Source organism: Salinarchaeum laminariae (assembly GCF_023204835.1).
In the GTDB taxonomy this organism is placed as follows: domain Archaea; phylum Halobacteriota; class Halobacteria; order Halobacteriales; family Salinarchaeaceae; genus Salinarchaeum; species Salinarchaeum laminariae.
This window is the reverse complement of sequence record NZ_CP096270.1, coordinates 1771603-1796846: the sequence shown is the minus strand read 5'-3', so window position 1 is coordinate 1796846 and position 25244 is coordinate 1771603. Positions and strand designations below refer to the sequence as shown.

At 64.8% G+C, this 25244-nt stretch carries 24 protein-coding genes and 1 pseudogene; 6 read left to right on the top strand and 19 right to left on the bottom strand.

Annotation, left to right across the window (positions count from 1 at the left end; translation table 11 throughout):
• Nucleotides 1-189 precede the first annotated feature (189 nt).
• Nucleotides 190-2121 (bottom strand): bacterio-opsin activator domain-containing protein, encoded by a 1932-nt coding sequence (locus MXF70_RS08420; protein WP_248515178.1) that lies wholly within the window; start codon nt 2119-2121, stop codon nt 190-192.
• Between the two features lie 385 nt (nt 2122-2506).
• Here MXF70_RS08420 and MXF70_RS08415 point away from each other — a divergent pair, with 385 nt between their 5' ends.
• Complete coding sequence (locus tag MXF70_RS08415) at nt 2507-3097, top strand: 50S ribosomal protein L15e (protein WP_248515177.1); 591 nt, start codon at nt 2507-2509, stop codon at nt 3095-3097.
• A gap of 207 nt (nt 3098-3304) precedes the next feature.
• Here the strand turns inward: MXF70_RS08415 and MXF70_RS08410 are convergent, their stop codons facing one another.
• A complete protein-coding gene (locus tag MXF70_RS08410) occupies nt 3305-4480 on the bottom strand; it encodes a site-2 protease family protein (RefSeq protein ID WP_248515176.1) in 1176 nt (391 codons plus the stop codon).
• A 225-nt stretch (nt 4481-4705) separates the two neighbouring features.
• Between MXF70_RS08410 and thiD the strand changes: the two are divergent.
• Nucleotides 4706-5530 (top strand): annotated as a pseudogene (gene thiD / locus MXF70_RS08405) (bifunctional hydroxymethylpyrimidine kinase/phosphomethylpyrimidine kinase); the annotation flags it as partial.
• Between the two features lie 9 nt (nt 5531-5539).
• Here thiD and MXF70_RS08400 read toward each other — a convergent pair.
• From MXF70_RS08400 to MXF70_RS08330, 15 genes are all read right to left on the bottom strand, one after another.
• A complete protein-coding gene (locus MXF70_RS08400) occupies nt 5540-6145 on the bottom strand; it encodes a uracil-DNA glycosylase (RefSeq protein WP_248515175.1) in 606 nt (201 codons plus the stop codon).
• A 73-nt stretch (nt 6146-6218) separates the two neighbouring features.
• Nucleotides 6219-6773: an endonuclease dU gene (locus MXF70_RS08395; RefSeq protein ID WP_248515174.1), complete on the bottom strand. Its 555-nt coding sequence runs from the start codon at nt 6771-6773 to the stop codon at nt 6219-6221.
• Complete coding sequence (locus MXF70_RS08390) at nt 6773-6955, bottom strand: DUF5786 family protein (protein ID WP_248515173.1); 183 nt, start codon at nt 6953-6955, stop codon at nt 6773-6775. The genes MXF70_RS08395 and MXF70_RS08390 overlap by 1 nt, the downstream gene beginning before the upstream one ends.
• A gap of 83 nt (nt 6956-7038) precedes the next feature.
• Entirely contained in the window at nt 7039-7992 is a 954-nt protein-coding gene (kdgK1, locus tag MXF70_RS08385; protein ID WP_248515172.1) for a bifunctional 2-dehydro-3-deoxygluconokinase/2-dehydro-3-deoxygalactonokinase, read from the bottom strand.
• A 258-nt stretch (nt 7993-8250) separates the two neighbouring features.
• The gene (locus MXF70_RS08380; RefSeq protein ID WP_248515171.1) at nt 8251-9759 is read right to left on the bottom strand and encodes an NADH-quinone oxidoreductase subunit N; all 1509 of its coding nucleotides are present in this window, start codon (nt 9757-9759) and stop codon (nt 8251-8253) included.
• The gene (locus MXF70_RS08375) at nt 9760-11313 is read right to left on the bottom strand and encodes a complex I subunit 4 family protein (protein ID WP_248515170.1); all 1554 of its coding nucleotides are present in this window, start codon (nt 11311-11313) and stop codon (nt 9760-9762) included.
• A complete protein-coding gene (gene nuoL / locus MXF70_RS08370) occupies nt 11310-13385 on the bottom strand; it encodes an NADH-quinone oxidoreductase subunit L (RefSeq protein ID WP_248515169.1) in 2076 nt (691 codons plus the stop codon). The genes MXF70_RS08375 and nuoL overlap by 4 nt, the downstream gene beginning before the upstream one ends.
• 1 nt (nt 13386) lies before the next feature.
• Nucleotides 13387-13692 (bottom strand): NADH-quinone oxidoreductase subunit NuoK, encoded by a 306-nt coding sequence (gene nuoK / locus MXF70_RS08365; protein ID WP_248515168.1) that lies wholly within the window; start codon nt 13690-13692, stop codon nt 13387-13389.
• The gene (locus MXF70_RS08360) at nt 13689-14009 is read right to left on the bottom strand and encodes a hypothetical protein (protein ID WP_248515167.1); all 321 of its coding nucleotides are present in this window, start codon (nt 14007-14009) and stop codon (nt 13689-13691) included. The genes nuoK and MXF70_RS08360 overlap by 4 nt, the downstream gene beginning before the upstream one ends.
• An 85-nt stretch (nt 14010-14094) precedes the next feature.
• Nucleotides 14095-14361, bottom strand: coding sequence for an NADH-quinone oxidoreductase subunit J (locus MXF70_RS08355; RefSeq protein WP_248515166.1), 267 nt, complete (start codon nt 14359-14361; stop codon nt 14095-14097).
• Nucleotides 14362-14799: 438 nt separating this feature from the next.
• Nucleotides 14800-15261, bottom strand: coding sequence for a NuoI/complex I 23 kDa subunit family protein (locus MXF70_RS08350; protein ID WP_248515165.1), 462 nt, complete (start codon nt 15259-15261; stop codon nt 14800-14802).
• Nucleotides 15258-16418 carry a complex I subunit 1/NuoH family protein gene (locus tag MXF70_RS08345; RefSeq protein ID WP_375140817.1) on the bottom strand — a complete coding sequence of 387 codons (1161 nt, stop codon included), beginning with the start codon at nt 16416-16418 and terminating at the stop codon, nt 15258-15260. The genes MXF70_RS08350 and MXF70_RS08345 overlap by 4 nt, the downstream gene beginning before the upstream one ends.
• Nucleotides 16418-18112 carry an NADH-quinone oxidoreductase subunit D gene (locus tag MXF70_RS08340; protein ID WP_248515164.1) on the bottom strand — a complete coding sequence of 565 codons (1695 nt, stop codon included), beginning with the start codon at nt 18110-18112 and terminating at the stop codon, nt 16418-16420. Before MXF70_RS08340 ends, MXF70_RS08345 begins: the two co-directional genes overlap by 1 nt.
• A gap of 16 nt (nt 18113-18128) precedes the next feature.
• Complete coding sequence (locus tag MXF70_RS08335) at nt 18129-18836, bottom strand: NADH-quinone oxidoreductase subunit B (RefSeq protein WP_248515163.1); 708 nt, start codon at nt 18834-18836, stop codon at nt 18129-18131.
• Nucleotides 18833-19246, bottom strand: a complete 414-nt coding sequence (locus MXF70_RS08330) for an NADH-quinone oxidoreductase subunit A (protein WP_248515162.1) — start codon at nt 19244-19246, stop codon at nt 18833-18835. Before MXF70_RS08330 ends, MXF70_RS08335 begins: the two co-directional genes overlap by 4 nt.
• 620 nt (nt 19247-19866) lie before the next feature.
• Here MXF70_RS08330 and MXF70_RS08325 point away from each other — a divergent pair.
• Entirely contained in the window at nt 19867-20784 is a 918-nt protein-coding gene (locus tag MXF70_RS08325; RefSeq protein ID WP_248515161.1) for an AEC family transporter, read from the top strand.
• Nucleotides 20785-20867: 83 nt separating this feature from the next.
• On the opposite strand, the gene MXF70_RS08320 is transcribed toward MXF70_RS08325, so the two are convergent.
• The gene (locus MXF70_RS08320; RefSeq protein ID WP_248515160.1) at nt 20868-21509 is read right to left on the bottom strand and encodes an AIR carboxylase family protein; all 642 of its coding nucleotides are present in this window, start codon (nt 21507-21509) and stop codon (nt 20868-20870) included.
• A 159-nt stretch (nt 21510-21668) separates the two neighbouring features.
• Between MXF70_RS08320 and MXF70_RS08315 the strand changes: the two genes are divergently transcribed.
• Nucleotides 21669-22073, top strand: a complete 405-nt coding sequence (locus tag MXF70_RS08315; protein WP_248515159.1) for an Ig-like domain-containing protein — start codon at nt 21669-21671, stop codon at nt 22071-22073.
• Nucleotides 22074-22200: 127 nt separating this feature from the next.
• Here MXF70_RS08315 and MXF70_RS08310 read toward each other — a convergent pair whose 3' ends face one another.
• A complete protein-coding gene (locus tag MXF70_RS08310; protein WP_248515158.1) occupies nt 22201-23487 on the bottom strand; it encodes a 5-(carboxyamino)imidazole ribonucleotide synthase in 1287 nt (428 codons plus the stop codon).
• Between the two features lie 196 nt (nt 23488-23683).
• Between MXF70_RS08310 and MXF70_RS08305 the strand changes: the two genes are divergently transcribed.
• Together MXF70_RS08305 and MXF70_RS08300 are read left to right on the top strand one after the other, a co-directional pair.
• A complete protein-coding gene (locus tag MXF70_RS08305) occupies nt 23684-23881 on the top strand; it encodes a heavy-metal-associated domain-containing protein (protein WP_248515157.1) in 198 nt (65 codons plus the stop codon).
• Nucleotides 23882-23995: 114 nt separating this feature from the next.
• Entirely contained in the window at nt 23996-24715 is a 720-nt protein-coding gene (locus MXF70_RS08300; RefSeq protein ID WP_248515156.1) for a uracil-DNA glycosylase family protein, read from the top strand.
• Nucleotides 24716-25244: the final 529 nt, after the last annotated feature.

Genomic DNA, 25244 nt, shown 5'->3' with positions numbered 1-25244 from the left:
AACGTCCAATAGGTATGGCGACCTGCGCCGCACGTATATATCAATTATCGCTATAGCAAATCCGATTAAGCGGTTTCGAGAGACAAACTCGTCGAGTTCGGAGCGACAACACGCCAGAGACCGGAATTTCGGGCGAGGAGCAGGTACCTCTCCGGACCACAATTGCTCGGAGCGAGGCGATGATTCAGCTCACGGGTCGAAAAACGACTCCACGACCGCAGCCTCGGCCTTCCGGAGATGAGAGTGCAGCGTCGATGGAGCAATATCCATGGATTCGGCCACCTCCTCTGCCGTCGTGTCCCGGGGCCACGAGAAGTAGCCAGATCGGTAGGCGGCCTCGAGGACTTCTCGCTGACGCTGTGTCAGGTCGTCACTCTGGGGACGGAGCACCCGCTCTGTCCGCGTCCGTTCGAACTGTTCGGTTTTGGACTGCAAGGATACCTCGGGAAATCGCCTGCGGACGCGGTCGACGAGTGATCTGACGTCGGCGTCGCAGGCGACTTCGACGTCGTACGTCACCGTACCCCGCGTGGCCTCAACAGAGCGAACGATCCCACCGGATTCCACGAAGGTTCGCAACGGTACGTCCCCGGTCAGAGTCCATTCGAGAGTCCACTCGTCGTCTTCTCGAACCGTTCGAACAGCGCCATCAGCAACCGACGCGAAGGTTTCGACAACACCCGCGGGCTCGTCGCCGAGAATCGTGAGATAGACGACCGTACGACCTTCTCCGGCCGGAATGAGCCCATCGAGCTCCAGCGACGTGTCTTCGCCCGTCACCACCGCGAGCGGGTCGGCATCGTCTGTCGACGTGAACTCGAGGGAAACAGTGGCGTCCGCCGACAGCAAACGCCTGGTTTCCAGCGCGTTGATCGCGTGGCCGATCGTCTCGCCGAGCTCGAGGAGAACGTCTCGTTCGCGATCACTATAGCGAGGTCGCTCCGTGCAAAGGGCCAGGCCGCCGTAGACCGTCGTCCCGTAAAACAACGGCACGACGAGCCACGTATCCGACGCGTCGGTGGGGCGGTGATCGCCCTCACCGTTGCCTCCCATCGAGTCGGCAGACGAGTCGATGGAGGGATCGAACGTTCGTCGAATACGGACGCCACCGTCACTCCGCGCTGCTGGGGATCGTGAGAGCGCGGGTACCGACAGTCCGGACGGATCACGATCGCCGCTGACGGTCAAGCTCTCCGCGTCGCCGTCCCAGGCCCTGACGTCGCCGATAGAGGCTGCGACGTAGAGGTCCGTATCTGCCAGTCGATCGCACACTGCGCTTTCGATTTTCTCGCGGGACTGTGCAGTAACGAGCGCCTGATTAACACCTCGAAGAACGCTGTTGAGCTCGGATAAGCGTTCGAGTTCGTCGCGTTGCTCGGCGAGCATGCGAGTACGTCGTTCGCGCTCGGTAACGTCGCGGGCGACGAGCGTGTGACCGACCGGCCCCTCCTCATCGGCGAAGATCGGGGAGGTCTGGAGCTCGTAGATGCAACCCTGCCGTTCGATCTCCACCGAGTCCGTCGATTCGTCGACGAGGTCCGTCGATGCGGGCACCCCATCGAGGACGTCGTCGATCGACTCCCCGAGGGCCGCCTCCCGTTCGACGTTCAGCAGCTCGAAGGCAGCGGCGTTCGCATCCACGACCAGCTCTCGCTCGTCGAGGACCACAACCGCGTCCCGCATCTGCTCGAGTGCCGCCCCACGGCCGCGGCGGAGCGCCCTCGGCATCATCTGGCGAGTATCGAACACCTGCCGGAGGTACGCAATCCGACCGTCCTCCAGCCTGGCGTCGAAGATCGTGTCGATCGTACGCGTATCTTCTGCGGGTGGAATACCGAGGATACCGCGCCTGGAGCTGGCGGTCGTCTGCGTCGATGCGACCAGCCGGTCGCCATCGGCGACGATCCAGTCGATTTCGAGATCGAAACTCTCGTAAGCAGCCATCGACTCGGCGAGTACTTCCTTGATCACCTCTCGGCCTTCGTAAGCGTCGCCGGTGACGGCCTCGAACGTAACGTCCGCGGTCGTGACCTCGTCGAGAACGCCGACGCCGTCGTCGCCGAGGACCCCCTCGAGAAACCGCCGGAGCGGACACCCTGGCTGCGTCGAGTCGTCTGCCATATATTGCCCTCGACCGGACCCTCCAAAAAACAGGGGGCTCGGACGGGAGTTGCGTCGTATCTGCGTCAGGCGCCACTCGACCCCCAGACGAGGCACTCCGAGACAGCCCGGATCGCTGCGAGGTCGGCTGATCGTCCGCGTCCTGAGAATGGTGGGCGATCGACCACCGCAGCGCTTCGAAGCGTTTAACCGCCGAAACCCCGGACGTTCGAATAACTCGCTGGCAGTCGGGCTCCAGCGGGCACCCGTCCACGGGACGGGCCGGGATGTGACCCTGGCCCTCGGTCGCCACCTGGCGATCGTCGGGAGAGCCGAACTGACCACCGTAAATCCCGATGGTCGGTCGGCGAACGGGTTGAACCACGCAACGCCCGAGGAGAACACAATGGCACGAAGCTTCTATTCGCACATCCGAGACGCCTGGCGCAACCCGGGCGACGGTAAACTGGCGGAGTTGCAGTGGCAGCGCAAGCAAGAGTGGCGCGAGCAGGGCGCAATCGTCCGCGTCGACCGGCCCACTCGCCTCGACCGAGCGCGCGAGCTCGGCTACAAGGCGAAGCAGGGCATCGTCGTCGCACGCGTCTCCGTCCGCAAGGGGACCGCCCGGAAGCAGCGCTTCAAGGCCGGCCGACGGTCCAAGCGCCAGGGCGTCAACCGCATCGGCCGCCGTAAGAACATCCAGCGGATCGCCGAGGAGCGCGCGAGCCGGAAGTTCCGGAACCTCCGCGTGCTCTCCAGCTACTGGGTCGGTGAGGACGGTTCCCAGAAGTGGCACGAAATCGTGCTCGTCGATCCCGAGCACCCCGCGATCGAGAACGACGACGACCTCAACTGGATCTGCGCCGACTCCCAGTCCGGTCGTGCGTTCCGGGGCAAGACCGGTGCGGGAGCCTCGAACCGTGGCCTCCGTAACCGCGGCAAGGGTGCCGAGTCCAACCGGCCCAGCTCCTCTGCCGGCTCCGACCGCGGTCACTGATCGGTCGATCGGGTTTCTTCGAATCGATCCAGTCGATCCGTTCGACTGGGTCGGTATTTTTCCCACAGTTTCGTTCTCTCGAGAGCGTTGGCCGGGTAGACACTACGTTCGGAGAGCCATTCCGTTCGACAGACAGCCACTGAGCAACAGTTCAGAAGACGGGGCCAGGAGCGGCCCCAATCCCTCACGCTGCACGCCGCTGGGAGATTAGACGTAGCCGTCTGGTGGTCGAACTTCCGTGGCGGCGTCGTCGGCAACGGGGCCGATTCCCTGAACGAGATCGATGTACTCGGCGATCGATTCGTTGTCGAGCGTGCCAAGGAGGCAGCCCTCTTCGAGAACGACGACGCGATCGCCCTCGGACGTGGCGAGAAGCTCCAGCACCTCGAAGGCAGGGGTCTCAGGGGTGGCAGTCGGTGGATCAGGCGACATGACGTCGGCGACTACCGTCGTCGACCGGTCGGCAGCGGGAACGGTGCGAATCGCACCGAGTGAAACGATCCCAACGACGCGACCGTCCGCGTCAACGACGGGATAGCCGGACCGACGGTCCTCCAGCATCAGTTCGAGGAGCCGCTGGACCGTCAGGTCGTCGTCGACGGCCGTCGAATCCGCACGCAGCAGGTCACCGGCGGATACGTCCCGGAGGAGATCCCGAAGCGCCACGACCCGCGACTCGGCGCCAGCCGCGACGTAGACGAAAAAGCCGACGAGCGCGAGTAGTGGTGCGAGGTTCAGGATTCCCAGGACTACCATCGCCGCACCGAAGAACCGGCCCGTCTTCGCCGCGATCGAGGTCGCCTCGACGTAGGGTCGACGGCTGGCCAGCAGCGCACGAAAGATTCGACCGCCGTCCATCGGAAACGCCGGCAACATGTTGAAAATCGCCAACGTCAGGTTGATCACCGCCAACCATGCTACGACGAAGATGAGCATGGCAGGGGCCGATGACGGGATCGCGAACAGCGCGAGATAGCAGACGACCGCGATTCCCAGGCTCGTCGCCGGTCCCGCAAGCGCGACCCAGAACTCGATCGACCAGTCTTCCGGAAGATCCTCCATGCGAGCAAGTCCGCCGAAGATCCACAGCGTGATCGACGCGATCGGAATGCCGTAGCGCATCGCCGTGACGGAGTGGCCAAGTTCGTGGAGCAACACGCCGACGAACAGCCCCAGTGCACCGGCAACGCCGATGATCCAGGGGTTGGAGCCCTCCGTCAGCGGCTCGACCTCGATCGAAGTGGGCGAAACCGCGTTGACGACGTCGCCGTAGAGTTCGATCTGGCCGGCGATCAGCCAGACCAGGATCGGCAAGAAGAGCAACAGCGACGCGTTGATCCGGATGGGGATGTCGAAAATGCTGCCGACCGTGATGCTACGCATTATCTACTGTATGGCAGATAACTGCATAAGGATTGGTGCGGGCGGGCACTCTCAGTTCGCCGGATCTGGAGCGGACGACCCGGAGAGACGCACGATATAGCGAGCACCGACGTGTTTGTCGAGGAGGGACGATCCCAATCGTCGGTCGGCCGAAGATCCACGACGGTGCCGACGACGTGTCAGAGAGCGCCACGGCTTAGTACGACCCACCAGTACCACCGAGTCGTGAGAGAACCCACGCCCACCACGCCGCCGGTCGGACTGTCGATCGCCGGCAGCGACTCCGGTGGCGGCGCCGGCATCCAGGCTGACCTCCAGACGATGGCGGCCCACGGCGTCTACGGAACGACCGCAATCACGGCAGTGACTGCACAGAACACCCGTGGCGTCGAGGCCAGCCACGTGCTGCCAGCCGACGTGGTCGAGGCACAGTTCGACGCCGTCACATCGGACTTCGACGTCGGCGCAGTCAAGACCGGCATGCTCGCGACGGCGCCGATCGTGAAGTTGGTCGCGAATCGAATCGGTGAGATCGACGCACAGGTAGTGGTCGACCCGGTCATGGTCGCGACGAGCGGCGACCGGTTACTCGAACCGGACGCCGAGGCCGCCTACGAGGAGCTGATCGGTGAAGCGACGCTCGTCACGCCCAACGCAGACGAGGCCTACGTCCTGACCGACCTCGAGGTCGAGGACGTGGAGACGGCCGAGACGGCGGGCGATGCGATCCTCGGCCTCGGCGCCGACGCGGCACTTGTCAAGGGCGGTCACGTCGAAAGCGATCCAATTCGAGACGTGCTCGTGACGGCAGAGGAGAGCTACGTCTTCGAACACGAACGGGTGAATACCGATGCGACCCACGGATCGGGCTGCACGCTCTCCGCGGCGATCGCCGCCCTGCTCGCCCGTGGCGAGCCACTCCCTGCTGCCGTCGAGGCGGGCACGGCATTCCTCGAACGCGCCGTCGCCCACCACTACGACGTTGGACAGGGACCGGGTGCGGTGAACCACCTCGTCGACGTCCGAGCACGTACGGATGGCGACCGTACGGACTGACGCTTAGAACTCGCCGATCCGGGATTGGTCGCCGACGTCTTCTCCTGCCAGTGACGCCGCACGCTCGATCGTCTCTTCGAAGGGGTCGCGCTGGCTCCGATCGTAGAGCGTGGCAGCAGGATGTACCGACAGCAGAATTCGCTGGCGACGGTCGCCGATGGTCGCCTCGACGACGTCGCCGGCCTCGGACGTGATGGCAACGTCGCGTTCCAGGAGATGCTCCGCGGGAACCTTGCCGAGCGTGACGAGGATCTCCGGGTCGACTTGCTCCAGCTCCTGGACGAGATACCCCTTGCAGTGTTCGAGTTCGGTCGCGGTCGGATCCCGGTTGTCCGGCGGCCTGCAGCGGACGCAGTTCGTGATCCTGACGTCGGCCCGCGAGAGGCCAGCGTCACGCAGGGCCTCGTCGAGAACGTCACCGCTCCGGCCCACGAACGGCTCGCCCTCTGCGTCTTCCTGTGCACCAGGAGCCTCGCCCACGAAACAGAGGTCCGCCGTCTCGGGACCGACGCCGTTGACGATCCGGCTTCTGGATTCGACGAGGTCCGCACAGCGCGTACACTCAGTCACGTCGACACCGGTCATCGATCCGTCCCCGGAGTTGCTCATTGCGCAGTGGTAGGGCAGACCGGGATTTAATCGCCGGGGTGTGGCCGGCGACGGAGCGAGACGGCACGAGACGTCACCTGCGTGCCGCACCAGCGCGCGCGACCAGACGTGCGACTCGGAGCGGTTCGGGACGACCTCCCTCTACAGTGAATTGCTCGAGCACAGTGGCCGCCTCCATCTGGTCGATCCCGCCCGTCCGAAAGAACAGGTCGTGACCGTCGACGGTCGTCCCGTGGCGCTCGGGAAGCCGTCGGTACCGTTCGAGCCGATCGGCCAGCTCGTCGCCCTCGAAGGCCGATCCGAGCGCGTCTTCCAGTCCGTCGCTCTCTTCGTAAGTCACGGCGATCACCGGCCGATCGATTCGTTTGGCCAACCGTTCGGGCTCGAGGAGATTGTACCACGCGAGCGCGATTCCAGAGACCAGGCAATACCGAACGTCCTCGCGCTCGAGGTCCTGGTACAGCGACGCCACTGCGTCGGTGACGTCGGTTCCACCGACCGTACAGCGACCGAAGGAGCAGCCATCGACGACACGATCAGCACGACAGACCACGCCAGCGAGCGTGCTCTCCGTAGCGTCCGGGCCGTAGGACTCCGCGACGCCCAGCGCCCGGACGCCAGAGTGCATCAGTTTGCGTCCTGTTCTTTGATGTCCGAGAGGCGATCGATGAGTTCGTCGTTCGAGGCACCGATCTCGAACTCGACGTCGCCGTCGTGATCGGTCTCCTCATTTGCTACGTTCTCCTCGTCGAGATCGGTGTCGATCTCCTGGTTCCCCTGCTCGGATTCGTCGTAGCTACCGAACCCCATGTACGTGTAGTTATAGACATTAGGCGCCAATAAAATCCACGGCAGCCCAGTGGCGAACGCGACGCAGCCGATCCGTGCTACGACTACCGCGAAACGTCTTCGGCACCGCTCTCGATGAGCGCCTCGACCTCCTCCTTCGTGACCGACGCCACGTCGCCGGCGATCGTGCGCTTGTAAGACGCCGTCGCAGCCGCGTACTCGAGGGCGCGGCCGACGTCGTCGCCGGAGAGCCGGCGTGCGAGGAAGGCACCGACGAAGGCGTCGCCGGTCCCGATCGGATCGTACGTCTCGGCCTCGTAGACGTCGTGTTCGTGGACGACGCCGTCGTGAATCGCGAGCGCACCGTGCTCGCCACGCGTCACTACGACGGTCTGGAGATCGTACTCCGCGATGAGGTGGTTGGCGAGCTCCGTCGGGTTGCCCTCATAGCCCAGCACCTCCCGGGCGTCCCGGATCGCGACGAAGAGGACGTCCAGTGCGGGGAATAGCTTCGTCAGCGTGGCGTTGGCCTCCTCGGGCGTCCAGAGCTTCGAGCGGTAGTTTACGTCCATCGCGGTCCGAAGGCCAGCCTCCCGGGCGCCCTGAAGCAGGTGGTAGGTCGTGTCCCGGGCCTGCTCGGAGAGCGCCGGCGTGATGCCGCTCGTGTAGAACAACCTGGCGTCTTCGAAGACGGTCGGATCGAACTGGTCGGCACCGACGCTCGCGATCGGTGCGTCGTCTCGGTCGTAGATCACGTTCGTCCCGCGAGGCTCACCGCCGTGTTCGAGGAAGTAAAGCCCCTGGCGGCCGTCCTCCGTCCAGGCGATTTCGGTGTCGATACCGTGGCTGCGCAGCTCCGAGGCGACACGTCGGCCGAGCGGCGAGTCGGGAAGCGCGGAGAGCCACGTCGAGACGGCGCCAAGGCGCTCGGCCGCGATCGCGGTATTGGATTCGGCGCCACCGACGTACACCTCGAGTTCCTCCGTCCGCTCCAGGCGCTCACCCTGTGGCGCAGAGAGACGCAACATCGTCTCTCCGAACGTCACGAGGTCGCTCACTGCGATCGCCCTCCAGCGGCGTCTCCTGTCATGCTCTGGCAATTGGCAGGCCGGATAATAAGTCCCGGCGTTCGTCGTCGGAGCCTGAGGATACCCTAGTCCTACCGAGCTCTTCGGCGGTCAAACGGACCGGAAATCCACTGAAAAAATCTGCCAGCCCAACAGACCCAGCCGGACCTGAAAATTGCTCTATGGAGAAGGTGTGACGGTGAAACGGAAAGCAAAACTGAACCGAACTGGCCAGCAGTCGGACCGTCCTCAGCCGACGAGGTTGCCCGCTGCGTCGAAGGCGACCTCGGCGACCGGACCGACGCCGACCAGCAGCCCGACCGTCACGAGCGCGGCGACGAGCACAGCGACGTAAAGACCCGTCGGCGTGCCGTCGAGTTCGTGTCCACCGTCGGTCGGTTGGTCGATCCACAGCGCGCGGATCAGCCGCCAGTAGTAGAACAGGGAGAGTGCGCTCGCAGCAAGACCGATCGCCGCGAACCACCAGAACCCGTTCTGGATGGCGCCGCCGAACAGCATGAACTTGCTCCAGAACCCACCGCCGACCGGCAGGCCGGCGAGGCTGAACAGGAGCACCGTCACGGCCGCGGAGGCGACGGGCGCCTCCTCACCGAGACCAGCGTAATCCTCGAACGTCCGGCCGACGTCCCAGTGCTCGGCGAGTGCGACGAACAGGAACGCGCCAGTGTTCATGAAGCCGTAGACGAACAGGTGGAGCATCCCACCGGCGAGCACCCAGTCGTTGTGGGCGCCGCCGCTTTTGAGCGCCGCCAGCGCGATCAGCACGTAGCCGGCGTGGGCGATCGAGGAGTACGCGAGCATGCGCTTGACCTCGTCCTGGGTTGCAGCTGCGAGGTTCCCCAGGAGCATCGTCAGGACCGCGAGCACGCCGAAGACGAACACCCAGTCGATACCTGCGTCCTGCATCGCTCCGAGCGGGAACGCGGTCGTGAACACGCGGAAGGCGATCAGGAAGCCAGCGGCCTTCGACGCGGAGGAGACGAACCCGGAGATCGGGGCGGGCGCGCCCTCGTACGCGTCGGGCGCCCAGAAGTGGAACGGGACGCTCGCGATCTTGAAGCCGAAGCCGGCGACCATGAGCAGGACGCCCAGGCCCAGCACGCCGGTCTGATCGACGCCCTCGGTGACGGCAGTACCAACGTCGGAGAGCAACAGCGAGCCCGTCGCCGCGTAGACGAGGCTGATGCCGTAGACGAACACCGCCGAGGAGAGCGCGCCGATGAGGAAGTATTTGAGACCACCTTCGACGCTCCCGCGGTTGTCCGTGAGGAAGGAGACGAGTGCGTAGGACGGCAGGCTCGCCAGCTCAAGCGCGACGAACACCGTCGCGAGGGAGTTGGCGTGTGCCATGAGCACCATCCCCGTCGCCGCGAGCAGGAGTAGCGAGTAGAACTCGCCCTTGTCCGGGAGGTCTTCGAGGTAGTCGTAGCTCCCCAGGACGACCAGGGAGGTGACGCTCGTGACGATCAGCGTGAACAGCAGGCTCGCCTCGTCGGCAACCAGCTGATCCGAGAACAGCGTCGTTCCCAGCTCCGGCCCCATGCCGAAGAGGAGTGCGATCGCCGATCCCAGCGCCGCGAGCGTGCCGGCGAGCGTGACGCCGAACACGGCGCGGTGGTTCGTCGAATCGGGGTCGAGCGCGTCGACGCCGAACAGGGCGAGCGCTGTCGCGATCATCACCAGTGCGGGCGCGAGGTGGAGGAACCAGTCCTCACCACCCAGCGTATCGAGTGCCATTCAGGCACCACCCCCGTTCTCCGCAGCGGCGTCGACAATCGGCTGCGTTGCGCTCTCGACCATATCGAAGACGACGTCGGGTGCCACGCCCAGCAGGACGATCAGGCCCAGCAGGACGAACAGCGGCGCGACGTCGTGGAACGGCGCGCGGCCGATCTCGTAGTCGGTCTCGAGCCGGAACGGCCCGAACAGTGACTTCTGCATCGCCGAAAGCAGGTAGCCGGCCACGATGACGATGCCGAACATCCCGAGCGCGGTGAAGATCGGCGAGTACTGCAGCCCCTCGGCACCGAAAGCACCGATGAAGACGAACAGCTCGGCGGCGAACCCGGACATGAGTGGGAGGCCCATGTAGCCGAATGCGCCCGCGACGAACACCCACGAAGCGACCGGCATCCGATCCGCGAGCCCGGACATGTCACCAACCATGCGCGTGTGCGTCGTGTTGTAGATCACGCCGACGGTCATGAACAGCAGGCCCGAGATGAGGCCGTGTGAGAGCATCTGGAAGGTCGCACCACCGACGCCGTAGACGGTGAAGGCCACCAGCCCGAGGATGACGTACCCCATCGACGAGACGGAGGAGTACGCGACGATGCGCTTGAGGTCGCGCTGTGCCAGCGCGAGCATCGCGCCGTAGAGGATCGAGATGACCGCGATCGCAGCGATCAACTCGGCGTTGGCCATGGCGACCTCCGGAAGCATCGTGAAGTTGAATCGGAGCAGCGCGTACGTCCCCATCTTCAGCAAAACGCCAGCCAGCAGCACCGAGACCGGCGTCGGTGCCTCGACGTGTGCGTCCGGTAGCCACGTATGGACCGGAACGATCGGGACCTTCACCGCGAATCCAGCGAACATCGCGAAGAAGCTGACCGTCGCCAGCTCTTCAGGGCTGAACGGTCCGACGCCCTGGAGCTCCCCAGCGTGGATCGCCTGTGAGATCTCCGGCAGAGCGAACGACGTGATCGTTCCGTCGAGCCCGGCCAGTAGACCGAGGAAGCCAACGAACAGCACTGCGCTCGCGACGTTCGTGTAGACGAGGAACTTGATCGCGGCGTACTTCCGGCGAGGACCGCCCCAGACGCCGATCAGCAGGACCATCGGCACGAGGACGCCCTCCCAGAAGACGAACCATACGAAGAAGTCCAGCGCCGTGAACACGCCGATCAGCGCAGCCTCCATGAAGAGGACGAGCGCGTAGAACTGGGACTGGCGCTCGTCGATCGGCGTCCACGCGGAGACGATGGCAAGCGTGGTCAGAATTGTCGAGAGCACGACCAGCGGCAGGCTGATGCCGTCGACGGCCGCGAGCCACTGGACGTCCCAGGGACCCATCGAGAGCAGCGTCGTCCCCGACAGCGAGGATTCGAAGCTCTTCGCCGCCGAATCGAACATCAGGTTGCCGCTGCCGTCGAACTGCCAGAACATCCAGAGGCCTCCAAGCAGCGGGCCGAGGCTGATGCCGAAGGCCAACTTCCCCGCGAGCCGGTCCGGAGCGAGCAAGACGGCGATACCGCCCAGCAGCGTCACCGCGAGCAGCGCTTCGATGATCACAGGAACCACCCCCCGACGATACCGACGGCGACGACGAAGACGATCAGACTCATTACAATGACGAGGACGTAGTTCGTGACTGCTCCAGACTGGATCCGGCGCACGCGTTCGCCCGAGAACAGGCTCACGCTACTGGTCGCGTTGACTGCGCCGTCGATGATACCCTGGTCGAACGTGTTGCTCGCTCGAGCGACGGGTTCGGTGACCCCGGTAGCCAGCCAGACCTGGAACTCGTCGAGGTAGTAGTTGCGCTGCACGACGCGGCCGACCGGACCGAGCCGGTCGGTCATCCGCTCGGGCTCGGGGACGTCGTAGATCGACTTGGCAAGCAGTGCGCCCCCGAGTGCGAGGCTGAGTGAGATTGCGCCGAACACGATCGGTGCAAGCTCCGCAGACGGCGGCGGCGAGCCTTCGTGGAGTCCAGCAACCTCGTGGACGAGGTGGCCGTAGTGGTGGTACGTGAGGCTACCCATCCACTCGCCACCGTTGGCTGCAGTCCCGCTGTCGAGCCAGTTCTCGAGGTAGAGGATGTCGTGGTTGCCGATCAGCTCCGCAACGGGCTTCATGTTGAGTAGACCCGTCACGGTAGCGAGGACGCCCAGCACCGCCAGCGGGCCCTTGGTGTTCCAGCGAAGCGGCTCGGGATGCTCGGCGTGCTCGCTGCGAGGCTCACCGTGGAATGTGAGGAACACCATCCGGAAGGTGTAGAAGCCGGTGAGGAACACGGCGAGCAGACCCATCGCGTACGCCGCGAGGAACAGGGGCTGCTCCAGACCGATCAGGAGTGCGTCGTAGAGCACCTCGTCCTTCGACCAGAAGCCCGAGAAGGGAACGATGCCCGCGAGAGCGAGCGAGCCGGCGAGGAACGTGTAGTACGTGACCGGCATCTCGCGCTTGAGGCCCCCGAGCTTCCACATGTCCTGGTGATGGTGTGTGGCGACGATCACCGCGCCGGCGCCCAGGAATAGCAGTGCCTTGAAGAAGGCGTGGTTGAGCAGGTGGAAGCTCGCCGCGACGTAGCCGCCAACGCCGAGTGCGAGCATCATGTACCCGTACTGCGATATCGTCGAGTAAGCGAGTACCTGCTTGATGTCGTCCTTGACGACGCCCATCGACGCCGCGAACAGCGCGGTGAAGCCGCCGATGAAGGCGATGATCGCGAGCACCGTCGGCAGCCCGGCGTAGAAGCCAAACATCCTCGCGACCAGGTAGACGCCCGCTGCGACCATGGTCGCTGCGTGGATGAGCGCGGAGACGGGGGTCGGGCCCTCCATCGCGTCGGGGAGCCAGGTGTGCAGCGGGAACTGGGCGGACTTGCCGATCACGCCGCCCAGCACGAGCAGGCCGAGGATCGAGAACCAGGTTTGCGTATCGAGGTCGCCCGGCACCCAGATGTGGTCGGCACCCTCACCGGTTTCGAGGAAATGCGAGGCGATCTGGGGAAATCCGCCATCGGCGAAGCCGGACGTCCCGAAGGTAACCAGAATGCCGACGACGCCGACGAGGAAGAAGTAGTCACCGAAGCGGGTGACCAGGAACGCCTTCTTCGCGGCGCTCGGCGGCGCCTCCTCGCGGAACCAGAAGCCGATCAGGATCCACGAGCAGAGGCCGACGAGCTCGAAGAACATGAACGCCATCAGCAGGTTCGAGGAGAAGACGAAGGCGAGCATGCTCGCCGAGAACAGACCGAGCCCGGCGTAATATCGGGGGAAGCCACCTTTCTCGCGGTGAAGCTCGTCGTCGTTCATGTACCCCATCGAGAAGACGTGCACGAGGAATGCCACCAGCGAGACGAGGACGAGCATCATCGAGGAGAGCGGATCGACGAGCACGCCGAAGGTGAGCTCGAAGCCGCCCGCGTCGATCCACGTGTACAGTTCGTTCTCGTAGTGAGCGCCCGAGGACCGTACCGTGAGGAACGCCCACAGCGAGAGCGCGAGCGAGCCAGCCGTCGCGGCGATGCCGGGGAGTGCACCTTCCTTGGGCAGCCACCGACCGACGGTGACCGACACGACGAATGACAGGAAGGGGAGCGCTGCGATCAGCCAGACGAGATCGAATGCATTCACCATCTTACCACCTCATCTCCGTTGGCAACGTGACGTCCGCCTCGCCGAAGTTCCGGGTGAGCACCAGGATGATGCCGATCCCGATCGCGACCTCCGCCGCTGCGAGCCCGATCGTAAAGAGCGCGAACACCTGTCCGGTCGCGTTCCCGTAGAAATGTGAGAATGCGACCAGATTGATGTTCGCAGCGTTGAGCATGAGCTCGACGGAGATCAGGAAGATCAGTGCGTTTCGGCGCGTGAGGATGCCGAAGATCCCGATACAGAACACGGCCGCCGAAAGCACGAGATACCACTCGACTGGAACCGTCACGCGTCCTCACCCCCGGTTGCGTCGGCGGGCTCGGACTCGTCCTCGCGCCGTGCGAGGTGAATCGCTCCGTCCAGCGCCGCGTCGAGCACCAGCGCGATGATGATCAGCGCCGCCAGGAACCCTTCGGAGGGAATCTCAGTCGGGTTGGCGTCGATCAGCGCGTAGCCGATCGTGTCGACCATGCTCGCGCCGCCCGGGAACCCTGCGGCGTCACCGAATGACGCGCCGAGGAAGACCCAGGCCATCACGCCAAACAGCGCGACTGCAGCCAGCCCGGGAAGCATGGTGCGTCCGGACTTGATCCCTGGTCGGCTCATCGGGTCACCTCCGTCGCCGCGCCAGGTGTTCCCCCGTTCAATCCCCCGTCCTGGACCCCAATTGTGGAGGACAGCGTCGGTGTACTCATGCCGACACCTCCTCTTCGTCCTCGGCCCGGCGCGTCAGCATCACGGCGAACGTGATCAGGATCAGCACGCCACCCACGTAGACGAGTACCTGGATGGCGGCCAGAAGCTCCGCCGCGAGCGTCACGTACAACGCTGCGACGGTCACGAGCGAGACGCCCAGCAGCAGTGCTGCGTGCCAGACGTCGCGCACCGTGACGGCGCCGAGGCTGCTCCCCACCAGGACGACGGCGAGCAGCGCGAACGCGATCGTATCGAGTACCATTGGAACAACCTCTTGCTGGCGCCCCTTTCAAGATTTCGAGACGGTCGCGCGAGCGCGTGGGCGCTGGCGGTCGAACGAGTACGAAATACGGGTGATACGGCGAACCAGCACCCGAAAATGACGGGTACCCCTCCTTGCAGAATGACGTGATGAATTCTTGAGCAAAGTGTGTGGGCCAGTTGGGGTCTACTCCCACGGTCTGTTCCCGCTCCGATCGACCGATCCAGAGCGCCGATCGGCGTGGGCGTTCGCCCATCGTGAAACTCCGATGAACCGCGTGGGCGCGACTGACAGGGAAGGAGCACAGAATGGAGGAGACCACCGAGGCTGGTCGAGTGGCTGTCGAAATGCTCTACAGACAGAACCCTCCGCACACCCAAATCGCTACGTGAAAACAGGACCGAACGCTCCGAAAATCAGCCAGCCAATCAGGAGTCGCTACTGGTAGTCGACTTCGCCCTCGCCCTCGCCGATCCACGCACCGCGATCGGGCTCGCGCGATTCGAGCGGGTCGATGTCCTTGTACCACGGGACGGACATTAGCTGCTCCTTGTTGTAGACGAGGTCGTCCTTCGTGTCGCCGGTGAACTCGAAGTTCTGTGTCAGGATGATCGCGTCGACGGGGCAGACCTCCTCGCAAAGTCGGCAGTAGACGCACTGACCGATGTGGAGGTTGTACTGCTCGCCGTTGCGCTGCTCGTCCGTGACGATCTGGATGGTGTCGTTCGGACAGACGTTCTCGCACTGGCGACACCAGATGCAACGCTCCTGGCTGAACTTGTGGACCCCGCGGAACCGGGCGCTGACCTCCGGCGTTTCCTCGGGATACTCGACGGTGAACGTGTTGTCACCGACCGCGCGCTTCATCGTCGTTGCCATCGCTTTGAGAACGCCGATCATGCTGTAATCACCTGGAGACTCGCGAAGGCAAACTCGACGTCACCCTCGAGGAACCCGACCAGCACCGCGGTCAGGATCAGGTTCGCGAAGGCGAGGACGAGCAGGCCCTTCCAGCCGATCTCGATCAGCTGGTCGATGCGCACCCGGGGGAACGTCTGTCGCGCCCACTGGGTGAACAGGAAGAACGCCCACATCTTGACGATTAGCCAGACCGGACCCGGCAGGACCGGGCCAGCGCCGCCGCCGAGGAAGACCACGGCCGCGAGCGCACCACCGAGGAAGATGTGGAGGAACTCCCCGAGGTATATCAGGACGAAGTAGACCGAGGAGTACTCGGTCTGGTATCCGGCGACGATCTCGGTCGGCGCCTCCGGGATATCGAAGGGGTTCCGCCCGACCTCGGCGAGGTTCGCCGTCAGGAAGAGGATGAACGCGAAGGGGTTGACGAACGCGTACCACGCCGGAATTCCGAAGCCACCGACCGAAACGAGCGTCTCCGTCTGGGCGTCGACGATGCCCGAGAGCTGGAGCGTGCCCGCGAAGATGACGACCGATCCGGCCGAGACGATCAGCGGAATCTCGTATGCGATGTTCTGGGCGACCGCGCGCAGCGATCCCAGCATCGAGTACTTGTTCTTGGACGCGTAGCCACCCATCACCAGTCCGACGGACGTGACGGATGCGATCGCGAAAACGAGCACGAGACCGATCTCGGGATCGGCGAGTTGCACCTGCACGCCACCGATCTTTCCGAATGGGATCACCGCGAACCCGAGCATCGCCGAGCCGGCGACGATGATCGGAGCGATGTCCCACGCGGGGCGATCCGCACCCTCCGGAACGATGAGCTCCTTCGAGAGCATCCGGAGCGCGTCCGCGACGATGATCAGAGTACCGCCCGGACCCATTCGGTTCGGACCGAGCTTACCCCAGAACGCCGCGGCGATCTTCCGCTTCGCCCACGGACCCGCGAGTGCAGCGTTGATCAGCAGTACGTTCGCGATGACGAATGCGCCGATCAGCGCGGCGATCGCGGTTCCCGCAACTCCGAGACCGTCGAGCCGGAGGACGTCCGCTAGCCACTCGGGAAGCATGGTGGCACCGTTGGACTGCAACAGTGTGACAGCGGCGAGCAGCGGTCCGAAACCGGCTGACATCACCGATCCACCTCCCCGAGTACGATATCGAGGCTACCCAGCGCGGCAACGAGGTCCGGGATGTACTCGCCCTCCGCCATCGCGGGCAGCGACTGGAGGTTCGAGAAACACGGCGAGCGGATCTTGAACCGGCCGGGCTTGTCGGTGCCGTCGGCGCGGATGTAGATGCCGAGTTCGCCCTTCGCGCCTTCGACGGCACGGTAGATCTCAGTGTCTCGCTCGGGTTTGAGCGTCCGCGGAACGTTCGACTGGATCTCGCGTTCATCCTCGGGCCAGTCCTCGAGCAGGTCGATACACTGGTCGATTATCTTCGCGGACTGCTCGACTTCGCGCATCCGCACGAGGAGGCGCGAGTAGTTGTCGCAGCCGTCCTCGGTGACGACGTCCCACTCGAGCTCGTCGTAGTAGCCGTAGGGGTCGTCGCGGCGGAGGTCGTAGTCGATGCCGGAGGCACGGGCGACCGGACCCGTGCAGCCGAAGTCCTTGGCAGTCTCCGGGTCGATGACACCGGTGTCGATTGTCCGGAGCTGCATGATCTCGTTGTTGGTCAGGAGATCGTGGAACTCGCGGGTCGCTTCCGGCAGGCCGTCGAGAAAGTCCCGGGTCAGCTCGAAGAAATCCTCCCGGGGCGACGGAAGGTCCCAGGCGACGCCGCCCAGGCGGAAGTAGTTGAACATCAGGCGCTGGCCTGTGAGCTCTTCGAGGACCGACTGAGCGCGCTCGCGCTCGCGAATCGCCCACATGAACGTCGCGGTGAAGTCGCCGTTGATGTCCAGCGCGAACGTGCCCATCGCGAGCATGTGGGAGGCGATGCGGCAGAGTTCGGCGCCCATCGTCCGGATGACCTGCGCGTACTCGGGCACCTCGATGTCGGCGAGGTCCTCTGCGGTGCGGGCGTACGCCCACTCGTTGAGGAGACCCGCCGAGATGTAGTCCCACCTGTCGGGGTAGGGCATGATCTGGTGGCGGTAGGTGCCCTGCTGGCACATCTGCTCCTCACAGCGGTGGAGATAGCCGATGTCGGGATCGACGTCTAGCACCTGCTCGCCGTCGAGGACCGTCTCGAGGTGGAGCACGCCGTGCGTGGCGGGGTGGTGCGGTCCGATGTTGAGGAACATCGTGTCGGACTCGCCCTCCTCCTCGCTGCCTCGGTGGTCCTCCAGCAGCGGATTCGCGTTCTCGCGGAGGGTGACGATCTGGGGCCGGTCCTGATCGTAATCCTCGCGAAGCGGGTGACCCTGCCACGTGTCGGGCAGGAGAATCCGGCGAAGGTCGGGGTGATCGTCGTAGTCGATGCCGACGAGGTCGTAGGCCTCTCGTTCGTGCCAGCTCGCAGTCTCGTAGACGGGAGCGCCGCTCTCGCTCGTCGGATCGTCGCGAGCGGTGGGGACGACGACGCTGACCTCGTCGGTGGGGTCGGCGTACTTCTTGAGGTGGTAGATCGACTCGTAGCGGTCGGGATACTGCTGGGCCGTGACGCAGGAGCAGTGATCGTAGCCGGCTTCCTCCTTGAGCGTCGAAAGAACCGCCTGGACGGCGTCCGGGCGAATGACGATAGCGGGCGCGTTCAGGTGCTCCTCCGTGTCGAGAACGTGATCGCCGAGCAGAGATTGTAGCTCCGCGACCTTCGCCTCAGTCGGCTCGATCGCCTGCTCGCCCGCGTCATCACCGGACTGCTCTTCGCCAGTACTCATTCAGCGGTCACCTCGATCATGGCGAATCAGCCCAGTTGTACCGCATCGCGAGGTCGTCCTCGTCGATCTCGTCGGCGAGCTGGTCGACGACCTCGTCCTGTTCCATCTCCGAGAACTGCTGGAGCTCGTAGGGTTTGACGACGACCGGCGACGACTCGCCGTTCGCGACGCGCTCCTGCAGCTTCGCGATGCCGTATAGCAGCGCTTCCGGGCGGGGCGGACAGCCGGGGACGTGAATGTCGACGGGGATTGCCTCCTCGGCACCCTTCACGACGTTGTACCCCTCCTGAAACGGACCGCCGGAGATCGTACAGGAACCCATGCCGATGACGAACTTCGGCTCGGGCATCTGGTCGTAGACGCGCTTCATCCGGGGAGTGAACTTGGAGACGATCGTCCCCGGAACGATCATGACGTCCGCCTGGCGTGGCGACGCGCGGGGCACGCCGGCCCCGAATCGGTCGCTGTCGTGTTTGACGGCGAACGTGTGCATCATCTCGATGGAACAGCACGCGATCCCGAACTGGAGCAGGAACATCGAGGAGCCCCGCGCCCAGTTCATGAACTTGTCGAACTTCGTGAGAATGAACGGCGACGACCCGAATGCTTCCCGGAGCTTCGAGTTGAACCGGTCGTCGACGCCCTCTCCGCGACGGGCGTCACGCGTGTCTGTCACCGGCGCTGTACTCCCCGAAATCGCGGTGCGTGGTTCGTCACTACTCATAGCTGGTCCTCCCTTCGTGCCCGGACCGTCGCCCGCGACGAGCGGATCCACTCGACGGCGCCGTTGCGCCACGCCCAGACGAGCCCCATCACCAGAATCGACAGGAAGGCGAGCATCGGGAAGAGGGCCCGAGCGAGCCCGACTTCACCGATCGCCTCTCGGTAGACGGCGAGCCACGGCAAGATGAACACCGTCTCCACGTCGAAGACGAGGAACAGCAGGGCGACCATGTAGTACTGAATATTAAACCGGATTTCGGTCCCCCCGGTCGGCACCTCCCCGGACTCGTAGGTGGCGCGCTTGTGTCGTTCCGGAACGCTCGGTCGAAGCAGTGCGGAGATCGCCATCATCGCTACCGGGATGCCGACTGCCACGATTCCGAGCGCGCCGATTGCGATCCAATCACTCATTCCTCAGTGTCGAGCGGAGCTTTGTGAGCCTCCCATATAAGGGTTCAGAACTACGTTTTCGCCGCTTCCTCTCGTGATTTCTTCCAGCTACGTGTGGCCGAAGCTGGCATCGTCGCCGACGGACGAACGACCGTCGTCGGGCCGACCGCAGTACCGGGGGTTCGCAGTCGGCGCTCGCCTGGAAGCCCCACCGGAATTTACACGATTGCGACCCACCGCCTACCGGCCGACCGAGCCAGTTCCGCAATTAGTCGGGAGGCTTCCCAACGAACTCTGGCCCGGCCGTCCACCGTACACCACTCGATGTGGCCAAGCTCCGGGTGGGACTGGAAGGGGCCGACCGCTCGTCTGCGTAGGCGACGGTGAGCCGAGCACAGCGAGGCGAACCTCGACAGACGAGCGGAGCGAGTCTGTCGGTGTAAGCACCGCAGCCGAGCGAGCGCCAGCGAGTGAGGCAAGGCGCGCAGGGAGCGTACGCAGACGAGCGGGAGGGGGCTTCCAAGCGGTTGTGCATCGGCCGTACTCCTGTTCCCAGTCAGCCGTGAGCACCGACCCTCGGCGATCGACCGACGTTCGCCGGGAGCGCAACGGCTAAACGGCCCACACGGCGAGGCGAGCGTGTGTCGCTGCTGCTCTCGCTGCTGGCAATGCTGGTCCTCCTCGCCGCCGGGACCGCCGCACGGAGAGTCGGTATCCTCGAACCGACCCGGCGGGAGCAGCTCAACGCGTTCGCGTACTACGTCGCCCTCCCAGCGCTGATCCTCTCCTCGACGTACGACCAGCCGCTCTCGGAGGTCCTCTCCGCGGAGCTCCTCGTGGGCGTTGCCGGCACGCTCCTGGCCGTCGCGGGGATCGCTTCCGTCGTCCACGGCCGAACGGCCGATCCGGCGACGCGGAGCGTCGCGACGGTACAGTCCTACCACTCGAATCTCGGCTATCTCGGCGTGCCGGTCGTCGCCACGACGTTCGGCTCACTGGCGACGGCGAAGGCCGCGCTGATCCTCGGCGTCGCGGCCCTCGTCCAGATCGGGCTGACGGTGACGATTCTGACGACGATGAACGACGCCGACGCCTCGCTGACCTCCGAACTCGGCAGCATGTTCGCGAATCCCGCGATTCTCTCGGTTATCGTCGGACTCGCCGCCTCCGTCGCCGGCATCACGATACCCACGGTCGCGGACACGGGACTGGAGTATCTGGGACAGCTCGCTCTCCCGATCGCACTGCTGTGTGTCGGTGCAGCGCTCACGCTCGACGCCGACGCAATCCCCTTCGGAACCGTCAGCGCCGTCGTCGTCCTCAAGCTGGTCGCGATGCCCGTGATCGCACTCGGTGCGTTCGTCCTCGTCGGCGCGGACGCCTCGACGGTCCGCGCTGGCGTCGTGATGATGGCGATGCCCTCGGCCGTCTCGACGTACGTCTTCGCGAGCGAGCTCGGTGGCGACCGCCAGCTCGCCTCGATCAACGTGTTCGCGACGACGGTCTGCTCCGTCGCGTCGCTGCTGCTCGTCGTCCAGGTCATCCGGATCGTCGTCTGAGCAGATTGGGTCGTCTAAGGAGATCCGCGAGCAGCCAGTCGGTGTCCAGAGCCGCCTATCTGTGCCGCACCCTGTGCTGTTTCTCAGTTATCCATCTGGTCGTGGTACGCGGGCGTGCCCATCTCGTGGAGGCCCCGCGAGTCCTCGCCGACGCCGTGGCGGAGATCGTCGTGGTACGCGACGAGGCGCTCTTCGAGCTCGTCGTGCTGGCGCGCAAGGATCTGGACCGCAGACAGCGCCGCGTTGAAGGACTTGCCAGCGTCGACGGCGGTCAGTGGCGCGCCCTGGGGCATGCCGATCACCGAGTCCACGGACTTCTCCTGAACGGGGACGCCGATCGTCGGCAGCGGGTACGCAATCGAGGCGGTCATATTCGGCAGATCCGCGGACTTCCCACCTGCACCTGCGATGATGACGTCGATCCCGCGGTCGGCCGCCGTCTCGGCGTAGGCCGTCATCAGGTCCGGCGTCCGGTGGGCCGACGTGACGTACGTTTCGAAGGCGAAGCGGGCCTCGGGCGGCTCGGCGTGGTCGGTCTGTTCGGCGAAGCCGAGGTGCTCGACGAGCGCGTCGTAGGCACCCGGACGCCGCCCGCCGGTCATCATCGTTTCGAGGTCGGAGTCCGAGCCCATCACGATCCCGATCTCGGGCGTGTCTTCGGTCGGTCGATCGGCCTCGGCCTCGCGCTCGAGATCATCGATCAGATCGGCGACTGCATCGGTCATAGGCGATCGTTTGCGACGGGGGGCAATCAAACGGAGGGATTGAGAATGCGCAAATGGCGAGTAGAAGTTTGAAAAAGACTACCCCGTATTAACGGTCCCAGAAATGCCGTGAATAAAATACCACATATATTTACCACATCCAAGACACATTGGGCGTGAATGATGCGACGTCGGGACGTTCTTACGACAGTCGCCGCAGGCTCGATTGCCCTCTGTGGCTGCATGGGCGATGGATCCGGTCAGAGAAAGATAGGGATCGATGGAGTTCGATTGTTCAACGACGACGGCAGTGGCCACTGGATCACCCTCCGGATCATCCGTGGCGAGGAGGATGTCGTGTTCGAGCAGCGCTTTCGACTCCCCTCGACCGACCTGACGAGAGTCGACCAGCCTGTGAGTCAACCCGGCGAGTACACCCTTGAGGTCGCCCAAGATGGAGAAATTACACGAGAAGATCTGGCAGAGTACGCTAGCGAGAAATACTCCTGCGTCGGGGCGACGGCCAGGATTACCGAGGGAGGCAGCGTAGCACCGATCGAGGTCACCCAGTACACGGAGTGCTGAATTGGCAAGGCGATTCGTGGCAAAGGTCGGTAGAGACCGGTTGACTGTATCGGTTATCGAGGCCGCTACGTCACCGCAGATAGACAAGTAGTCGACCCGGTCGTGGGAAATTCGCGGGCGGTTCGAGCTACTCGAACGTCACGCCGTCCCGCAGCTCCCGCACGCGGTCAAGAAGCGCGTCGCGATCCTCGATCCCTGTCCCGTCCGCAGTCAGCGTGACGTGCCCGAGCTTCCTGAGCGGCCGGACCTCCCGTTTGCCGTACCAGTGGAGGTGCGCGCCGTCGGACTCGAGGAGGTCGTCGACGCCGTGGATGGACGCAGCGTCTTCGGTCGACTCCCCGTCGTAACGGACCATCTCGGCGATGGGACGCGACCGGTCGGTGTCGCCCAGCAGGTTCGCCATCACGGTGGGCGAGCGAATCGCCGTGTTCCCGAGGGGAAGCCCGAGCACCGCGCGGACGTGCTGCTCGAACTGAGAGGTGACCGACCCCTCGATCGTCCAGTGGCCGGAGTTGTGGGGGCGCGGCGCGATCTCGTTGACGCTGATCCGGGCGCCGTCCTCCGCGGCATTCTCCGCGTCGGTGCCGTCCTCCGCGGCATTCGCCGCGTCGGTGCCGTCCTCACGGGGGTCGCTGTGCTCGAAGAGTTCGATGCCGTAGACGCCGCGGCCTTCCATCTGCTCGAGGACGTCCTCGGCGACGGATTGGGCCTCCTCGAGTACGGCGTCGTCCGCCCGCGCGGGTGCGATGGTCTCCCGAAGGATCTCCTCGCGGTGGACGTTCTCGCCGGCGGGGAAGGCGCCGGTATCCTCGGCACCCTGCACCCCGATCACGGAGAGTTCGCGCTCGAAATCGACGAATCGCTCGGCCATCGCCGGGCCGCCGATTTCCTCCATCGCCTGTTCAGCATCGCTCTTCGACTCGACCGGGAAGTTCCCGCGGCCGTCGTAGCCGCCAGTGCGGGCCTTGAGCATCAGCGGCGCACCGAGGGCGTCGATCGCGTCGCGGAGGTCGTCGGCGTCGTCGACTCGTCGGAACTCCGGGACGGGAATGCCCGCGTCCTGGAGCGTTCGCTTCTGGACGAGCTTGTCCTCGATAATGCTCAGCGTCTCGGGCCTGGGATGAACCTGGACGCCCGCCTCCTCGGCTGCACGTTCGAGACCGTCGGGGTCGGTCAGTTCGATCTCGAAGGTAAGCGCGTCGGCGCGCTGGGCCAACTCTGCGATGGCCTCGGCGTCGTCGAACGCCGCGACGATCTGATCCCGTGCCACCGCGGACGCCGGGCAGTCCGGCGTCGGATCGAGCACGATCACCTCGACGCCCAGCGGCGACGCGGCCTCGGCGAGCATCCGGCCAAGCTGGCCACCGCCCACGATTCCCAGCGTGCGGCCCGGCGGCGTCAGCGAAGTCGACATGTTCACGCAGCGTTCTTCGAGCGGGCTGTTAAGGATTGAGATCCACGACGGACGCTGGCCGCTCATGGGGCGAATCGCGACGTTCGGTGTGGTTTTCGATGCATCCGCGAGAGGTCCGACCGCCAAGGTGTGCGAACGAACACCGAACACGACCCAGAGCGACAAGGTTGATAGGAGCGAACGCAAAGAAGCGGGTATGACAACCGAGATTACCGTCGAAGGCATGACCTGTGAGGGCTGTGAGGACGTCGTCGTCGAGGCCCTGGAGATGGCCGACGGCGTCGAGTCCGCCGAGGCCGACCGCTCCGAAAACAGCGCGACCGTCGAGGGCGACGCCGACGTCGACGTCCTCGTCGAGAAGGTCGAGATGGCTGGCTACGACGGTTCGGCGTAAACGCGACAGCCGCCTTTTACTTCGAAATCGCCAACAGCCCCGAATAGCTTGTGGACACGCCAACCCATCTCCGAACCGATTCGGTTTTGACCCGGTCGCGGCCTACTCATCGGCGTGCAGAACGTCACGGACCGCACGAGCAACCCCTTCGGGATGTCGCCACCGTGTGAGCACCAGTGCTCGGAGGGCGTCGAGGCGGTCTACGGCTACGGCGACGCGAACGCCGACATCCACGTGATCGGCGACCATCCTGGCATGCACGGCGGTAGCGAGACCGGTGTTCCCTTCACCGGGACCGACTCCGGACTCGCCGTGCAGGAGGTCCTCGAGGGGGTCGACCTCCTCGACGATCCGGGCGACGCGCCAGCACTCGACGGCACCTTCCTGAGCTACCTCCACATGTGTTGTCCGCCAGACGGTGCGACGCCCTCCAGCGCAGCCTACACAGATCTCGAACGGTTCTTCGACGCCGAACTCCGTGCGATCGCCGCGCACGTTCTCGTTCCCGTGGGCGAGCGCGCGACCGCACACGTGCTGAAATCCTACACCGCGGAGTCCCTCGCAGATCTCTCGACGAACGGAACCGCCGACCGTGCCGGATTCGAAGACGAGGCCACGGACGTCGACGCGGCGCTCGACATGGAGCGACTCCACGCCACCGAGATCAAGGGCAGCGGCTGGCTCGTCTTCCCCATCCGGGATCCCGACGACTGGAATGACGGAGACAGAGACGCCGCAATCGAGGCATTCTCCGAACTGCTGGCACGGGACTATCGTCAGATCTCCGATCTCGGCCGCTTCCTCGCCGACGACGAGTCCTATCTCGTGCGCTGAATCGGTTGGGGGCAGCGAGGATCAACTACTGGGTATTGCATAACTGGAGTTGGTGGGTCAGCACGGCAGACCGCTTCGGAAGCCCCCTCCCGGAGTCCCTCCCTGTAATTTGCTCAGTCGAGCGAAGCAACAGTGGTGAGCGGTGGCGCGCGTTTCGTGGGTGCGCCAGCACCCGCGTAGCGTGCGAGGGACGACCGAGCGGACGCGAGGGAGGAGGTTGGGGAGGACGAGGTTGCGGCAAGCGGTGCGGAGCGGGGTGGGACTTCGAAAGGGGCCGGGCGACTCGGCTGGCCCCGGGCGACGGTGAGCCGAGCACAGCGAGGCGAACGTCGAAAGGTGAGCGAAGCGAACCTTTCGGAATAAGCACCGCAGCCCGAAGGGCAAGGTGCGCAGCGAGCCCCGGGACATCGAGGGCTCGGGGGCTTTCGGAGACCACTGAAACTTCAACACTCTCAGAAATTGCTTGCAATACCCATTGGCGAATCGAGCATGCAGAGCAACGACGAGGGAAGGAAGCCAAGCTTCACGC

Excerpts from the sequence above, each read along its gene's own strand:
- MXF70_RS08420 (WP_248515178.1), bottom strand. The coding sequence starts at position 2,121 with ATGGCAGACGACTCGACGCAGCCAGGGTGTCCGCTCCGGCGGTTTCTC.
- MXF70_RS08415 (WP_248515177.1), top strand. The coding sequence starts at position 2,507 with ATGGCACGAAGCTTCTATTCGCACATCCGAGACGCCTGGCGCAACCCG.
- MXF70_RS08410 (WP_248515176.1), bottom strand. The coding sequence starts at position 4,480 with ATGCGTAGCATCACGGTCGGCAGCATTTTCGACATCCCCATCCGGATC.
- MXF70_RS08400 (WP_248515175.1), bottom strand. The coding sequence starts at position 6,145 with ATGAGCAACTCCGGGGACGGATCGATGACCGGTGTCGACGTGACTGAG.
- MXF70_RS08395 (WP_248515174.1), bottom strand. The coding sequence starts at position 6,773 with ATGCACTCTGGCGTCCGGGCGCTGGGCGTCGCGGAGTCCTACGGCCCG.
- MXF70_RS08390 (WP_248515173.1), bottom strand. The coding sequence starts at position 6,955 with ATGGGGTTCGGTAGCTACGACGAATCCGAGCAGGGGAACCAGGAGATC.
- MXF70_RS08380 (WP_248515171.1), bottom strand. The coding sequence starts at position 9,759 with ATGGCACTCGATACGCTGGGTGGTGAGGACTGGTTCCTCCACCTCGCG.
- nuoL (WP_248515169.1), bottom strand. The coding sequence starts at position 13,385 with ATGGTGAATGCATTCGATCTCGTCTGGCTGATCGCAGCGCTCCCCTTC.
- MXF70_RS08360 (WP_248515167.1), bottom strand. The coding sequence starts at position 14,009 with ATGAGCCGACCAGGGATCAAGTCCGGACGCACCATGCTTCCCGGGCTG.
- MXF70_RS08355 (WP_248515166.1), bottom strand. The coding sequence starts at position 14,361 with ATGGTACTCGATACGATCGCGTTCGCGCTGCTCGCCGTCGTCCTGGTG.
- MXF70_RS08350 (WP_248515165.1), bottom strand. The coding sequence starts at position 15,261 with ATGATCGGCGTTCTCAAAGCGATGGCAACGACGATGAAGCGCGCGGTC.
- MXF70_RS08345 (WP_375140817.1), bottom strand. The coding sequence starts at position 16,418 with ATGTCAGCCGGTTTCGGACCGCTGCTCGCCGCTGTCACACTGTTGCAG.
- MXF70_RS08340 (WP_248515164.1), bottom strand. The coding sequence starts at position 18,112 with ATGAGTACTGGCGAAGAGCAGTCCGGTGATGACGCGGGCGAGCAGGCG.
- MXF70_RS08335 (WP_248515163.1), bottom strand. The coding sequence starts at position 18,836 with ATGAGTAGTGACGAACCACGCACCGCGATTTCGGGGAGTACAGCGCCG.
- MXF70_RS08330 (WP_248515162.1), bottom strand. The coding sequence starts at position 19,246 with ATGAGTGATTGGATCGCAATCGGCGCGCTCGGAATCGTGGCAGTCGGC.
- MXF70_RS08320 (WP_248515160.1), bottom strand. The coding sequence starts at position 21,509 with ATGACCGATGCAGTCGCCGATCTGATCGATGATCTCGAGCGCGAGGCC.
- MXF70_RS08315 (WP_248515159.1), top strand. The coding sequence starts at position 21,669 with ATGATGCGACGTCGGGACGTTCTTACGACAGTCGCCGCAGGCTCGATT.
- MXF70_RS08310 (WP_248515158.1), bottom strand. The coding sequence starts at position 23,487 with ATGTCGACTTCGCTGACGCCGCCGGGCCGCACGCTGGGAATCGTGGGC.
- MXF70_RS08305 (WP_248515157.1), top strand. The coding sequence starts at position 23,684 with ATGACAACCGAGATTACCGTCGAAGGCATGACCTGTGAGGGCTGTGAG.